14 protein-coding genes are annotated in these 13,311 nt (G+C 39.3%); 10 read left to right on the top strand and 4 right to left on the bottom strand.

What is annotated here, in order from left to right; all coding sequences use genetic code 11:
- The first annotated feature begins 21 nt into the window (after positions 1-21).
- The 10 genes from B4N75_RS01135 to B4N75_RS01090 all read left to right on the top strand — a co-directional run bounded on the left by B4N75_RS01135 (position 22) and on the right by B4N75_RS01090 (position 9,766).
- Positions 22-1,620 (top strand): P83/100 family protein, encoded by a 1,599-nt coding sequence (locus B4N75_RS01135; protein ID WP_296668306.1) that lies wholly within the window; start codon positions 22-24, stop codon positions 1,618-1,620.
- 5 nt (positions 1,621-1,625) lie between these two features.
- Positions 1,626-3,161 (top strand): ankyrin repeat domain-containing protein, encoded by a 1,536-nt coding sequence (locus B4N75_RS01130; protein WP_296706363.1) that lies wholly within the window; start codon positions 1,626-1,628, stop codon positions 3,159-3,161.
- 32 nt (positions 3,162-3,193) lie between these two features.
- A complete protein-coding gene (gene rsmD / locus B4N75_RS01125) occupies positions 3,194-3,763 on the top strand; it encodes a 16S rRNA (guanine(966)-N(2))-methyltransferase RsmD (protein WP_296668309.1) in 570 nt (189 codons plus the stop codon).
- Positions 3,764-3,842: 79 nt separating this feature from the next.
- Positions 3,843-4,190, top strand: coding sequence for a hypothetical protein (locus B4N75_RS01120; protein ID WP_296668311.1), 348 nt, complete (start codon positions 3,843-3,845; stop codon positions 4,188-4,190).
- Positions 4,191-4,244: 54 nt separating this feature from the next.
- Entirely contained in the window at positions 4,245-5,384 is a 1,140-nt protein-coding gene (locus B4N75_RS01115) for a tetratricopeptide repeat protein (protein WP_296668313.1), read from the top strand.
- A gap of 29 nt (positions 5,385-5,413) precedes the next feature.
- Positions 5,414-6,493, top strand: coding sequence for a 23S rRNA (adenine(2503)-C(2))-methyltransferase RlmN (rlmN, locus tag B4N75_RS01110; protein ID WP_296668315.1), 1,080 nt, complete (start codon positions 5,414-5,416; stop codon positions 6,491-6,493).
- 150 nt (positions 6,494-6,643) lie between these two features.
- Positions 6,644-6,844, top strand: a complete 201-nt coding sequence (locus B4N75_RS01105) for a cation transporter (RefSeq protein WP_296023604.1) — start codon at positions 6,644-6,646, stop codon at positions 6,842-6,844.
- Positions 6,845-6,866: 22 nt separating this feature from the next.
- A complete protein-coding gene (locus B4N75_RS01100) occupies positions 6,867-7,820 on the top strand; it encodes a D-2-hydroxyacid dehydrogenase (protein ID WP_296668318.1) in 954 nt (317 codons plus the stop codon).
- Between the two features lie 75 nt (positions 7,821-7,895).
- Positions 7,896-9,182 (top strand): 3-isopropylmalate dehydratase large subunit, encoded by a 1,287-nt coding sequence (locus tag B4N75_RS01095; protein WP_296668320.1) that lies wholly within the window; start codon positions 7,896-7,898, stop codon positions 9,180-9,182.
- Positions 9,183-9,232: 50 nt separating this feature from the next.
- Positions 9,233-9,766, top strand: a complete 534-nt coding sequence (locus B4N75_RS01090; protein ID WP_078929994.1) for a 3-isopropylmalate dehydratase small subunit — start codon at positions 9,233-9,235, stop codon at positions 9,764-9,766.
- 94 nt (positions 9,767-9,860) lie between these two features.
- Here the strand turns inward: B4N75_RS01090 and cmk are convergent, their stop codons facing one another.
- The 4 genes from cmk to B4N75_RS01070 all read right to left on the bottom strand — a co-directional run bounded on the left by cmk (position 9,861) and on the right by B4N75_RS01070 (position 13,302).
- Complete coding sequence (gene cmk / locus B4N75_RS01085) at positions 9,861-10,406, bottom strand: (d)CMP kinase (protein WP_296023593.1); 546 nt, start codon at positions 10,404-10,406, stop codon at positions 9,861-9,863.
- A gap of 46 nt (positions 10,407-10,452) precedes the next feature.
- Positions 10,453-11,322: a YicC/YloC family endoribonuclease gene (locus B4N75_RS01080; protein WP_296668322.1), complete on the bottom strand. Its 870-nt coding sequence runs from the start codon at positions 11,320-11,322 to the stop codon at positions 10,453-10,455.
- Positions 11,323-11,385: 63 nt separating this feature from the next.
- Positions 11,386-12,888, bottom strand: a complete 1,503-nt coding sequence (gene murC / locus B4N75_RS01075) for a UDP-N-acetylmuramate--L-alanine ligase (RefSeq protein WP_296668324.1) — start codon at positions 12,886-12,888, stop codon at positions 11,386-11,388.
- 255 nt (positions 12,889-13,143) lie between these two features.
- Positions 13,144-13,302 carry a hypothetical protein gene (locus B4N75_RS01070; RefSeq protein WP_296668325.1) on the bottom strand — a complete coding sequence of 53 codons (159 nt, stop codon included), beginning with the start codon at positions 13,300-13,302 and terminating at the stop codon, positions 13,144-13,146.
- Positions 13,303-13,311 lie beyond the last annotated feature (9 nt).

Genomic DNA, 13,311 nt, shown 5'->3' with positions numbered 1-13,311 from the left:
AACTGAATTTGGAGGAATTTTATGAAATTATCCAGGGGAATTTTTACAGTCGCTTTGGCTCTTGTATTTTGCGCAAACTCTTTTTCATTGGAAGTTGATGAAAAAGAACTTGAAACAGTTTCTACACAGCCAGTTGTTTTTGAAAACTACAACGGACCTCATTCTGTCATAAATTCTGCGGCAGAAATTGCAGGAATCGGAACTGACCTTGGAAAAATTATTGCAGACAATCCCGAAACTCCAAAAAATGCTGGCTCTTCGCTGCGTTACCAAATTATTCATGCTGTCAATTCAGAGGAAAAAGGCAAATTTGATGCGGATATTTTTGTAATCGGAAGCTCTTCTACAATTGACCACATCAAAAATATAAGAAGAATTATTTCAGCATATCTTTCAAAAGCCTATGGATATTCTTCCGACGACGCGCAGACAGTCGCAACATTCGTAACTGTTTACAACGCAGTTTACCGCGGAAACACTGATTATTTCAATTTAAAATACAAAAAAATCGTTACAGACAATCTGACGGCAGAAAAAGCAGGCATTGCCCTCAACTACCGCGACTGGCCGGGAAAAACCCAGATTGTAATTCCTCTTGCAGACGTAAATGGCGGCTTGAGCACAGTTGACACCTCAGTAATTTCGGACAAAAAAGTCGTTCAGTCTATGCAGGAAGACGAAGACAAGGGAGTCGACTCCAGAAAACAGATGGTAAACATTAAGGAACGAGAGGCAGACAACGCCCAGGAAAAGGCAAACGATGCCCAAAAAAAAGCAGTTGAAGAATCTGCAAAATTAAAAGAAGAACAGAAAAAAGCAGAAACTGCAAAAACTGAAGCCCAGAACGCGCAAAAAGAAGCAGAACAGGCTCAGAAAAAGGCAGAAGAAAATCCGGAAGACAAGCAGGCTCAGAAAGAAGCCGAAGAAAAGCGTCAGGAAGCAGAACAAAAACAGGAAGAAGCAGTTCAGCAGGAACAGAAAGCTCAGGAACAGTCAGAAAAAGCTCAAGAAGCGAAAGACGAAGCAGCCCAGGCTCAGGCCGCCGCAGACACAAAACGCACAGAAGCACAGACAGAACGCACTTCTATCGCGCAAGACCAGCAGACTATTGTCCGGGAACAGACAAAAAATCAAAATGCGGCTGGCGTTTACGGCCTAAAATCAGTTGACGAGCTCGGAATTCTTTCAACCCTCGTAAAACTTAATGCAGAAACAGGAACTGTAATAAAAGAATCTCCAGTAACTGTAATCAGAAGCCGGACAATTTTTGAAACACAGGCCGGATACATTGCAATTGCAGGAACTTCTCTCGGAAACGGAGCCGTAAAACTTGTTGTTCTTGACAAGGAAAATATGGAAATCGTAAAAGAAAGCAATGAAACTATTGCTGAAAATTCAGTTCTTGTAAGCGATGGCTCAAATTTCTATTGTATAATTCAAGACGGAAAAAACTTTGTAACAGGAAAATTCAACGAAAACGCGGAGAATCTTTTAAAATCACAGGTAAATGTAAAGCCTGCAACTCCGCTTACAATAACACAGAACGGAATTCTTGCAACATCAAGTTCAAACATTCCGGTTTTGCTTAATACGAAAGATCTTTCACAGATTAAAAATTAGAAAAAATGAATTTTGCTTTTAAGAAAAATTTTATCTTCTTCATTTTATTGGCTTTTTCAGTTCTATCAGTTCAGGCAAGCGGAAAAAGAGACAAACTTTTTGAGACTGTCGAGACAGGAACTGAAAAAGAAATAAAAACTGCGCTCAAAAAAAATCCGGATTACGCAAATATAAAACGCGGAAAAGAAAAAGAAAGCCTTTTAATGAGCGCATTAAAAGAAGACCGCAGTCTTTCTGTCATCAATATTCTGCTAAAATACGGAGCAGATCCAATGCAAAAAGATGCGGAAAAACGAAATTCTATAATGTATGCGGCAAAATATTCATCTTCTCCAGAAGTTTTAGAAAGACTTATAAAGGACAATTCACTTTTTAATTTTTCCAGACGAAAAAAAATTCTAAAAACCGACAAAAACGGAAAAAATGCTTTCGACTATGTACAAGAAAATTCTTCGCCGAACGATATGATTGAAGTTTTGCGGAAATTTATAAAAGAAAAAACTGAAAAATCAGAAGAAAATGAACAGATTTTGGAAGAAGTTCAAAAAGAACAGGAAGAAACACAAATTCCCCAAAATATAAAAACAGAAGAAACTGTTTTGGAAAATAAAAAAGAAGAAGCAAAAATAGAAGAAAAAACAGAAAATCCAAAACTGCCTGCGCCGGAAGAAAACGCGGAAAATAAAAAAAATGAGAAAAATGACAGTGCAGAAGACGTAGCATTGAATTCTATTATGCAGAACGGAAACGAAGATGAAACTTTAACTTCTGCGCCGCAAAAAGAAGATGAAACAACTTCTACAGAAAAAATGCCGGAGTTTGAAAGAAAAATTGAAATCTCTCCATACGAAAAAACTAACCTTTTCGATTATGCGCTGGAAAACGACGGCAATGAAGTTCCGCAAAAAAGCAGTCCATCTATTTTAAGAACTTTTATAGAAAATCCGGACGAAAAGGACAGCGAAGGACGGACAAAACTTATGAATGCCGCCAAACAAGGAGATTTAAATCTTACAGAAGATTTGATTTTTTCAAAAGCAAATATAAATGCAAAGGACAATGACGGCTGGACTGCGCTAATGTTTGCCTCAAGATTTTCTGAAAACGACAAGGTTGTAGAGAAACTTATAAAAAATGGAGCCGACATAAAGGCAAAAAACAATTACGGTGTAAGTTCGTTAAAACTGGCATCTAGTTTTTCAAAAAATTCAAAAATCGTTTCGCAGCTGCTTTCGGGCTATGAGATTTCTGACAGCGAAGTTCGTTCATCTTTTATAACCGCAGTAACAGAGGAATCTCCTTCTCAAATACTGGATGCCTTTTTTGAATATGGACTTCCAGTAAATTCTTTTTATGACGGAAAAACTCCGCTTATGTACGCGGCAGAATTCTGCAAAGATACAAAAATAATTCAATGGCTCTTGTCAAACGGAGCAAAAATCAGCTACAAGACAGATTCGGGAATGACAGCCTTTGATTTTGCAAAGAAAAACAAAAAATTAAAGCGCGATTCCATTTTCTGGAGTTTGGAAAATTTCTAAAAAAATTATTTAAAACAATTTTGGAGCAAACAATGAGAATTACCGGCGGCAAATTAAAAGGAAGAATAATAAAGTGTCCAGACGGAATAATCCGCCCGGCAATGGACAGAATGAGAGAATCTGTTTTTGCCGTTATTGGCGATTTAACCGGAAAAAGCTGGCTAGATTTGTTCAGCGGTTCGGGAACTATCGCAATCGAAGCGGCAAGCCGAGGAGCAACCGAAGTTCAGCTTTGCGAAAAAGACAAAATCAAAATAAAGACGGTTTTAGACAATGTTTCCGTAACAGAAAAAGAATGCGGAGTAAAAATCGGCTGCCACTTTATGGCAGTAGAACTTTTTTTAAAGCGCTGCCACGATAAATTCGACTTCATATTTTTTGACCCGCCTTTTCCATACAAATTCAGAAAAGATTTAATAAAATCAGTAGATAAATATTCACTTTTAAATCCAAACGGAACCGTTTTAATCCACTACCCCGAAGAAGATCCTCTTCCAGAGAAAATCGGAAACCTCGTCCTAAAAGACAAGCGCGTTTACGGACGCTCACTCGTCAATTTTTATAAAAAAGAAGAAAATATAAGTCCAGAAGTTCAGCAATAACAGAAAAAATAATTTCCTTGACTTTGATTTTTTTCGTGGTAGAATTTATTTAAGTTAAAATATAAAGGTAAAAAAGTGAATGTCACTTCAAAAAAATGCTTTTCTCACGGCAGTTGAGTCAAACCGGCCATCTGATGGTTTTATAAAAGTTACAGATTCTCCATTAGTTTCACTGTCTTCCGAACAGAAAGTCATATTGAACCGCAAGGGCAACGAGCTTTTTAACAATGGTAAAATTCAGGAAGCCGCAAGAATATTTATAACAACCGGCTATTCCGACGGACTTACCAGAGTTGGAGATTTATTGAGCAAAAAGAACCAGTCGCTCAAGGCCTTGAAATTTTATATTTTGGCAAAAAACAAAAGAAAATGCGAAGTCCTTTACGAAAAAATCGCAAAAATAATCTCGCTTCTTGTTAAAGAATAAAAAACGCGAAAAACGATGAATTATAAAAATAGAATCGCACTAGGAGAGCACAAAATGTCCGATGTAAAAAATGAAACCATAATTGCAAATCAACCAGAACAAAAAGACGCAGAAAAAATTGCAGAAATTTCAAAAAAAGGCTACCAGCTTTTAAAAGAAGACAGGATTAAAGATGCAATTGATGCGTTCAATTCAATTTTGCAGATTGAAGACAACAATAATTACGCTCTTGTCGGACTTGGCGATTGTGAAAGAAAGCAAAATCACTTTAAAAATGCAGTCGATTTTTATTCAAAATGTCTTTCTGTTCACCCTGGAAACAACTACGCTCTTTTTGGCCTTGCAGACTGCTATAAGGCTTTGAACAAGTATCACAAGGCAATTGAAATTTGGGAGCAGTATCTCTTACACGATGACAGAAACATTACAGTCCTTACAAGAGTTGCCGATGCCTATAGAAAAATCCGAGACTTTAAAAAATCAAAAGAAATGTATCTTAAAGTTCTAGATATGGAAGACAAAAACGCCTACGCCCTGATTGGAATCGGACATCTTTATTACGATTTTAAGGAATACAAAGACGCGCTTTACTATTGGACAAAAATGCTAGAAATAAACGCAGATGCCGTTGATATCCGGGTACTTACTTCAATCGGAAACTGCCACAGAAAACTAAAAACATTCGACAAAGGAATTAAATATTTTGAGCGCGCGCTGGAAATGGATCCGGACAATTTCTATGTTCTTTTTGGCCTTGCAGACTGCTACCGCGGAATGAACCAGCAGTACCGTTCAGTTGAATATTGGAACAGAATTCTAAAAAATGATCCTGCAAATAAAGTAATTCTTACACGTGCAGGAGACGCTTACAGAAATACAGGCGATTATAAAAAGGCGGAAGAATACTATAACCGCGCAATGGAAATAGACTTTGACATTTACGCAGCGCTCGGACTTGCCCTAATCTGCAAGGGTGAAGGAAATTTTGACAAAGCAATTGAAAGGCTGAACAATTTAATCAAAAACGATCCAAAAAATTACCGTCTTTACATAGACCTCGCCGACTGTTATTTAAAAATAAATGACAAAAATAAAGCTGTCGAGGTTTTAAGGACTTTTCAAAAAACTGGAACCAAAAACGCTGTAATTTCTGAGATGTTAAGCAAAATAATTGAAGGAAAGCCTTTAAATTAGTAAAAAAAAACATTATTTTTCTAGGTAGAATGAACGAAAAAATAGCAGTTTCAGGTCTTTTGCCTGAAGAAATTTCAGAACAGTTAAATATTACTCCGGCTTTCCGCGGAAAACAGATTTTTGAGTGGATTGGAAAAGGCGCCGACAGTTTTGACGCAATGACGAATTTAAGCCAGGAACTTCGCAATTCACTTTCTCAAAAAGCAGTCCTCAGATGCAGCGAGGTTTCTAAAGTTTTAAAAGATCCAGATGGAACTATAAAACTTCAGATTACTTTGAACGACGGGCTTGCGGTCGAAACAGTCTTGCTTACCGATAAAGAAAAACGAAAAACCGCCTGTGTAAGCTGTCAGGTCGGCTGTGCAATGAACTGCGCTTTCTGCCAGACAGGACACCTTGGACTTGCAAGAAGCTTGACAGCCTCAGAAATCGTCGAGCAGTTTTTGTACCTTGAAAAATATGCAGGTCCGCTCGACAATATTGTCTTTATGGGAATGGGAGAGCCAATGATGAATCTTCCGGCAGTCCGAAAAGCAATTTCCGTCTTAACAGATAAACGCGGCAGAAACCTTTCTGGAAGAAGAATTACACTCTCAACATCTGGAGTAATAAAAGGAATTTACGATTTAGCAGACAACGGACCTTTAATCAGGCTCGCAGTCTCGCTCACAACGGCAGATCCGCTTCTCCGTGAACAAATAATGCCGATTACAAAGGCAAATCCTCTTGAAGAGCTCCGAAAAGCAATAGATTACTATGCAAAAAAAACAGGAAAACGCGTAACTTTAGAAGCCGCGCTTCTCCATGACACGAACACAAGCGCAGAATCAGCAGAAAATATGATAAATTTTGCAAAAGGAATAGATGTAAACATAAACCTTATTCCATGGAATCCCGTCGAAACATTGCCATTTACCGAACCTTCAAACAATGAATGTCATCGATTTGTCGAAAAACTTGAAAAAGCAGGTCTAAACGTAACACTGCGCACAAGACGCGGACGGGAAATCGGAGGAGCCTGCGGTCAACTTGGAAAAACACTTTCTGACAAAATCGTAGAAGGAAAAAAACTTTCAGGAAGCAAAAAATACGGAAACGGAGAAGATTAAAAAACTATTTTTTTAAGAAGATATTTCTATTTTTTGAATAATTGTTGATATAAAAAAAAAGTTATTTGAATAACTTCCAATTATTGATATAATGATAGAAGAATTTTTAGATACCGTGATTTTTATTAGTCCCGCAGGAGAAATTTTCTTATGCAGAAAAAAATATATGTTGTTGGAATGTTCGATGCCGATACCTGTGCAAAAGTAGAAGCTGCCGTAAAAGCTGTTGCAGGTGTAACAAACTGTGTTGCAAATGCAGAAAAATCTCAAGTTCTAGTTGATTTTGAAGGTTCTGCCGAAGATGCAATAAACAGCGCTATTTCTTCTACAGGTGTTGAAGTACTCAATTAAAATTATTTTTTAAGGAAGTGTCATGCTTAAAGTTACGGTTTTAGACGGTTATGCGGCAAATCCAGGTGATTTGGATTGGGATATTTTTAAGGATATTGCAGAATTGACGGTTTACGACCGTACCCCGCCAGAACTTGTTGTTGAAAGAATCGGAGATTCCGATGCTATTTTTTTAAACAAAGTAAACATCACTAAACAGATAATTGAACAGTGCCCAAACCTAAAATACATTGGAGTTATGGCGACTGGATATAATGTTGTAGACACAAAAGCCGCAAGAGAGGCTGGAATTACAGTAACAAATATTCCTGCATATTCTACAGACTCTGTCGCACAGCACACATTTGCCTTGATTTTAAATTTTACAAACCAGGTTGAACAGCATTCACAATCCGTTCAAAACGGCGATTGGATAAAAAGCCCGGATTTTTGTTATTGGAAAAGCCCATTGACAGAACTCAAAGGCAAAACACTGGGAATTTTTGGCTTCGGCTCGATTGGACAAAAAGTTGCAGAAATTGCTCATGCCTTTGGAATGAATGTAATTATTCACGTTCATTCGCCAAATTCTTTTAAAGGAAACGAAAAGGCGGTTTCTTTAGATGAGCTTTTTGAACAGAGCGATTTTATCACCCTTCATGCGCCGATGACTGCGGAAACATCGCAGCTGATCAACAAAAATACTATTTCCAAGATGAAAAAGACCGCCATCATAATAAATACAGCCCGCGGCGGTCTTGTAAACGAAAGCGATTTAAGACAGGCCCTCGATAAAGGCCAGATAGCCGGCTATGCAGCAGATGTAATCGGAACAGAACCAATGAAAAGCGACTGCCCCCTCTACAAGGCAAAAAATTGCGTTTTGACTCCGCATATTGCCTGGGCGCCGCTAGAAGCAAGACAGCGCCTTTTTAAGATTGCTCTTGAAAATTTAAAGGCCTTTTCCGCCGGAAAAAGCATAAACGTTGTTAATTAGAATTCCTGTATTGTATTTTCCTTGCAAAAACGGTAAATTATTTAAAAATACTAAAGAATTTTAGAGGTACTAAAGATGGGAAAGACTATTGCTCAGAAGATTTTTGAATCGCATTTGGTAGATACTCCGTTTGAAGGAACTTATGTTTTAAAACTTGACCGTGTATTCTGTCACGAAATTACAACTCCAATCGCAATAAATGATTTGGTAGAACGCGGCAAGGACAAGGTTTTTGATCCTGCAAAAATCAAGGCCGTAATCGACCACGTAACTCCTGCAAAAGACAGCAAAACTGCAACTCAAGGAAAAATATTAAGAGATTGGGCTCGCCGTAACAATATAAAAGACTTTTTTGACATTGGCGCCAACGGTGTTTGCCACGCAATTTTCCCAGAAAAAGGCTTTGTACGTCCAGGCTTTACAGTAATCATGGGCGACAGCCACACTTGTACTCACGGAGCGTTCGGCGCTTTTGCAGCCGGAGTTGGAACGACAGATCTTGAAGTTGGAATTTTGAAGGGTGTATGCTCGTTCAAAGAACCAAAAACAATCAAATTTGTGCTTAACGGAAAACTCAAAGAAGGAGTTTACGCAAAAGACGTAATTCTTCATTTGATTGGAAAAATCGGCGTAAACGGCGCAACAAACTGTGTAGTTGAATTTACCGGTCCAATCGTAGACAACATGGGAATGGAAGAGCGCATGACTCTCTGCAATATGGCTGTAGAAGCCGGCGGCACAAGCGGAATCTGCTTCCCAGATGAAAAAACTGTTGAATACCTTTGGGAATTCATCAAAGACGAATATAAAACTAAAGAAGACGCGATTGCCGACTATGCAAAATGGCGCGATGACGAGGACGCTGTTTACGAAAAAGTAATCACAGAAGATCTTTCTAATCTTGAGCCAGTATGCACAATCAACTACAAGCCGGATCAGATTAAAAATATTTCAGAAATGAAAGGCACACGTGTTGATCAGGTATACATTGGTTCTTGCACAAACGGACGAATCTCTGACCTTCGCATTGCGGCAGGAGTTTTAAAAGGTCATCACCTCGCGGACGGAGTGCGCGGAATCGTTTCTCCTGCGACTCCAAAAATTTACAAAATGGCTGTAGCAGAAGGCTTGATTGACATCTTCCTTGAAGCAGGATTCTGTGTAACAAACCCTACCTGCGGCGCTTGTCTTGGCATGTCGAACGGAGTGCTTGCTGAAGGCGAAGTTTGCGCTTCTACAACAAACCGCAACTTTAACGGACGCATGGGAAAAGGCGGAATGGTTCACCTTATGAGCCCTGCTTCTGCCGCTGCAACAGCAATTACAGGAACAATTACAAATTCAGAAAATTACAAAGGATAAAATAAAAGGCAGAGAATAATTTTCGTTCTCTGCCAAAATGGGAGAAAATTATGAAAGCATTCGGCGGACCGGTACTTTTTTTGGATCGTTCAGACATTAACACTGACGAAATCATTCCTGCAAAATATTTGACTGAAATTTCAAAACAGGCTTTAAAGCCATACTGTCTTGAAGACCTTAAACTCGATGGATTCGACGCGAAACGCGATGTTCCAGGAAAAAAAGTAATCATTACCCGTGAAAACTTTGGCTGCGGTTCAAGCCGAGAACATGCGCCTTGGGCCCTCGAAGTAAACGGAATCTATGCAGTAATCGCTCCGAATTTTGCAAGAATTTTCAGACAGAATATGTATAACTGCGGTCTTCTTGCTTTGGAAATGCCAAAACGCGAAATTGACGATATGTTCCGCACATTCGCCGACAAAGAATGTGAATGTAAAATCGAGCCAAAAGATGACGGCACATGGAAAGTAAAGCTTATTGCCGGCTCTCTTTCAAAAAGCTATCCTTTTAAGCTTGAAGGCTTTGAAAAGGCCCTGATTGAAAATGAAGGCTGGATTGGCTACGCTGAGTCAAAATACTAGCTTTATATTTTTATAAAAAAAGCTGCCTTGGAAAATTTTTCTAAGGCAGCCTTTTTTTTGCGCTTTTAAAGATATTTTGCAGTTTACAGCTATTTTATTTTTCGATAAAACCGCGTTTTTCCAGCTCATTTAGAATTAAATCCACAATCTGCTCTGGAGAATAATTTGCAGTGTCTATTATCAAGTCGGCAAAGTCGTATTTATTGTTGTCAATTTCATAGAGCTTTTTATAGCGCCGGCTGTCCTCGCTGTCGCGCATTGCCGTAAAACGGGCGATTTCCGCAAGATCGCCGCCTTCACGGTTAAAAACGCGCCCAGCCCTGGTTTCATCGCTTGCATAAAGATAAACTTTAAAATCTGCAATTTTCAGCATCCAGATTGCAAGGCGGCTTCCAAGAACGCAGCTTTCTTTTTCTGCAAGCTCAACCTGATGGGTGTCCACATATTTGTCATAAGAATCATCATTCTTTGCATTTTCTATTACCTGGGCAAGAGTAAGCCCTTTTTCTGCGGCAAGCTGGCGGAAAGTATAATTGATCATCTTAATTCCAAGCTTCTGGCTCAAAAGAGTAGAAACCGTTGTATTCCCGCAGCCAGATTTTCCGCTGATTGCAACACGAAGTTCTTTTTTTAATTTCATTTTTTTCTCCAGTTTTTTATTTGGGATTTTTCAGGCAAAGCAAAAATTATTCCACATTTTTGCTCTGTTCACGGATATTTTCAAGGGCATCTTTTGCATTTATGACCATCTCGCCTACTTCCGTAAACTGATTTTTTGAGCCGATTGTGTTTATTTCGCGGTTTGCTTCCTGGCAGATAAAGTCAATGCGTTTTCCAGGAACCGGGTTTTGCAAGAATTCATTGCGCATTGCAGAAAGATGGCTGTGCAGACGAATGATTTCCTCGTTAATCGTGTATTTTATCATCATTGAGGCGACTTCTGTCATAATCCGGTTCTGGTCTGCGCTGTCGCCCAAAAGCTCGTTAAAGCGGGTTGTAATCTGCTCCCTGAATTTCTGTTCCATCTTTGGCTGCCATTCCTTAAAGAAAGAAGCGCAGCTGTCAAGAATGTCAAGTTTTTTTAGAAGATCAGCTTTGAGGTTTTCGCCCTCGCGTTCACGGTCAGAAACAAACTGTTCAAAAACTTCGTTAAAAACAGGCTCGATTTTTGACCAGTAAGACTCGGCGTCATATTCATGGGTTATATTTAAAACCCCGTCCTGGGCCACAATCAGAGAAAGAGGAATTGAAGCGGCCGGATAGCCAAGAGCCTCGCTTACTTTTGCGATTGCATCGCGATACATTAAAGCCGCGGCAGGGTCAGGATTTACCTTTGCAGTAGAATTCATATCCTTTACGCGGATTGCAAGGTCGATTTTTCCGCGCACGATTTTAGAAGAAACGATTTTGCGGATTTTTGCTTCAAGGGGATTCAAGAACGAAGGAATATTCACATTCAAATCCAAAAAACGGTTGTTCACGGATTTTATTTCAACGCTGATCTGGGTATTTTCGACTATGGTTTCTTTAAAGCCATATCCTGTCATGCTGTTCATAAATTTTTATCTCCATATTTAATATCAAATCTTTGCTGTAATCGCAATAGACTAAAAAAATTGTCAGTTTTTTGTCTCAAGCATTTTTAGAACTTTAGTTCCAACCTGCCAGTTGTTCCCGGCGCCCATTGTTACAAAAATATATCCGTCAGGATAACCGCTCCCGGAAGGCTCGGAAAGCATTTTAAATGCGGTTTCTGCGGCCTCATCAAATTCGCCGCAGTAAGTTACGTCCTTATGATATTTTTTTGCATGCTCAGAAAGAATTTCGCCGCTGACCTTTGCGCAGGAAGCGTTCTCGCGGGCGCTCGCATAAATTTTATTGATAATAACCTTGTCAGCGCTCGCAAAGCTGGAAGCAAAATCCTCGAGCAAGGCCGCTGTTCTTGTGTATGTGTGGCTCATAAAGTCAACGATAATCTTGTGCCCCTTATAAAAATTGCGGAACCCTTCGAGCGTTGTCCTGATTGCTGTCGGGTGATGCCCGTAGTCGTCAATAAAGATAACTTCCTGCCCAAGAGGAGTTTTTGCGCGTCCTACAATTTCGCTCCGTCTTCTTCCGCCCTTAAAACTTAAAAGGCCTTCTTTGATTTTTTCTTTGTAGGAAGACAAGTCTTTTCCGTAGGTTTTTAGAAGCTCGCAGTTCAACGCGACGGCGGCGGCAGAATTGCGGACATTGTGCTTTCCAGGAACGCAGATTGCACATTCTCCGAGGCAAGCCACTTCAAAATATTGCTTTCCGCCTTCTACACGGCCAAATTTTAATCGGTAGGCGCCATCAGCATTCTCGCCGTAAGAAACCATTTTTATGTCTGGACGTTTTTCAAACGCGATTCTTGCAGTCTCCAAAGCGCCGCTGTCATCAGCGCAAAAAATCAGCTGTCCGCCCCGAGGCAAAAGACAGATATAATCGACAAAAGCGCGCTGTATGTCTTTAAAAGTCGGATAATAATCCTGATGATCGCTTTCGACAGAAGTAAGAATAATTTTCTGCGGACAAAAAGACATAAAGTGCCTTTGATACTCGCAGGTCTCAGCAATAAAAAAAGACTTTTTTAGAGGAGAGGATTCGGCAGAAACCGGGCTTGTATAAGTGCAGCCTCCAAAAGAAGAAATTATGCTTCCTGCAAGGACTGCGCCCGGAAAGCCAAGCTCCTTAAAAATAGAGCCGCAAAGGCCTGTCGTTGTGGTTTTTCCGTGAACTCCGCAAACTCCGCACGAATAAGCATTCTTAGAAAACGCTCCAAGAGCCTGAGTATAAAGCAAAACAGGAATTCCGCGTTTTACGGCTTCTGCAAGGTCAGGATTGGTTTCCGGATTATATGCAGAAGAGTAAATTACAAGCTGAACGCTGTCCGTAATATTTTGCGAGCTAAAAGGCAGAGCCTTAATCTTTAGCTTGTCAAGAATTTCGTCAGTGTAAAAACGCTCAGAGACATCGCTTCCGGTAATCACAGCCCCATGGGCATGAAGAATTTCGACAAGAGCAGCAACCCCAGTTCCTTTTATTCCGACACAATGAATATGAAAACCTTTCAAATCGGAAGGCAAAACAGAATCACACATTTTATTAAAACTTTCCAAAAAAATAAAATTAGCGGCAAAAGCAAAAAGCCAAGCCGCCATAATATTTTACTTCTTTTGACGAATTGCTTCAATTCATTGTGTAAACGTTGCTTAAAATCAAATGGTATATCCTTTACATTTTTTGTTAATAATAATACAAGTTTATTTTTTGCATCTGCGTATCCTACTTCATAAAATACATTAGGATTTCGTCCTGTCATATCTGCTATGATAAAGTCTGCATCGTTAATCTTTTTATAAACTTTCCTCGACCATATTTGTATCAAAGAAATCATCATCCAGACGTTTTGCATCAACATCACATTCTTTTGCAGTTGCTTTTATTCCTAGCTTGTATACATCATTAAAATCTGAGCCAAAAGGCATTATGACAAAAGCTTTATATTTACTCATTTTTTATTC

Origin of the sequence: Treponema sp. UBA7570 (assembly GCA_002477955.1) — a bacterium.
Lineage (GTDB): Bacteria > Spirochaetota > Spirochaetia > Treponematales > Treponemataceae > Treponema_D.
The sequence above is the reverse complement of the archived record's forward strand: the minus strand, read 5'-3'. Positions and strand labels throughout refer to the sequence as shown.

Excerpts from the sequence above, each read along its gene's own strand:
- B4N75_RS01135 (WP_296668306.1), top strand. The coding sequence starts at position 22 with ATGAAATTATCCAGGGGAATTTTTACAGTCGCTTTGGCTCTTGTATTT.
- B4N75_RS01130 (WP_296706363.1), top strand. The coding sequence starts at position 1,626 with ATGAATTTTGCTTTTAAGAAAAATTTTATCTTCTTCATTTTATTGGCT.
- rsmD (WP_296668309.1), top strand. The coding sequence starts at position 3,194 with ATGAGAATTACCGGCGGCAAATTAAAAGGAAGAATAATAAAGTGTCCA.
- B4N75_RS01120 (WP_296668311.1), top strand. The coding sequence starts at position 3,843 with ATGTCACTTCAAAAAAATGCTTTTCTCACGGCAGTTGAGTCAAACCGG.
- B4N75_RS01115 (WP_296668313.1), top strand. The coding sequence starts at position 4,245 with ATGTCCGATGTAAAAAATGAAACCATAATTGCAAATCAACCAGAACAA.
- rlmN (WP_296668315.1), top strand. The coding sequence starts at position 5,414 with ATGAACGAAAAAATAGCAGTTTCAGGTCTTTTGCCTGAAGAAATTTCA.
- B4N75_RS01105 (WP_296023604.1), top strand. The coding sequence starts at position 6,644 with ATGCAGAAAAAAATATATGTTGTTGGAATGTTCGATGCCGATACCTGT.
- B4N75_RS01100 (WP_296668318.1), top strand. The coding sequence starts at position 6,867 with ATGCTTAAAGTTACGGTTTTAGACGGTTATGCGGCAAATCCAGGTGAT.
- B4N75_RS01095 (WP_296668320.1), top strand. The coding sequence starts at position 7,896 with ATGGGAAAGACTATTGCTCAGAAGATTTTTGAATCGCATTTGGTAGAT.
- B4N75_RS01090 (WP_078929994.1), top strand. The coding sequence starts at position 9,233 with ATGAAAGCATTCGGCGGACCGGTACTTTTTTTGGATCGTTCAGACATT.
- cmk (WP_296023593.1), bottom strand. The coding sequence starts at position 10,406 with ATGAAATTAAAAAAAGAACTTCGTGTTGCAATCAGCGGAAAATCTGGC.
- B4N75_RS01080 (WP_296668322.1), bottom strand. The coding sequence starts at position 11,322 with ATGAACAGCATGACAGGATATGGCTTTAAAGAAACCATAGTCGAAAAT.
- murC (WP_296668324.1), bottom strand. The coding sequence starts at position 12,888 with ATGTGTGATTCTGTTTTGCCTTCCGATTTGAAAGGTTTTCATATTCAT.
- B4N75_RS01070 (WP_296668325.1), bottom strand. The coding sequence starts at position 13,302 with ATGAGTAAATATAAAGCTTTTGTCATAATGCCTTTTGGCTCAGATTTT.